Here is a 380-nt window from a genome sequence, read left to right as displayed (position 1 = left end):
GCGATGTGGCCCACGCGCTGCGTCAGCATGACGACGACCACGTTCTTCTTGCGCATCGTCAGCATCCAGTCCTTCAGCCGCGACTGGAAATACGTGTCGTCGAGCAGCTTCCACGCCTCGTCGAGCACGATGATCGTCGGCCGCCCGTCCTCGACCGTCCGCTCGATGCGCCGGAACACGTAGGAGAGCCACGCCGTCCGCACCGCCGGGCTGTCGAAGATCTCCGTCAGGTCGAACGCGGTGATGCGGTTGTCGAAGGTGAGCGGGTCGGTCCCGGTGCCCGGGAACAGCCAGTGGTATTTACCGTCGTCCCATTGGCCGAGCCGGGTATGCAGGTCGCCGCCATCGTCGACCGCGACGAGCTGGCTGCGGAAGGCGGC

1 pseudogene is annotated in these 380 nt (G+C 66.3%); it reads right to left on the bottom strand.

From position 1 onward, the window contains the following. A pseudogene (locus Q1B08_RS21765) lies at nt 1-380 on the bottom strand (hypothetical protein); the annotation flags it as partial.

Source organism: uncultured Jannaschia sp., from assembly GCF_947494025.1.
Lineage (GTDB): Bacteria > Pseudomonadota > Alphaproteobacteria > Rhodobacterales > Rhodobacteraceae > Jannaschia.
Note: the sequence above shows the minus strand (reverse complement) of the source record. Positions and strands in the feature narration are given on the sequence as shown.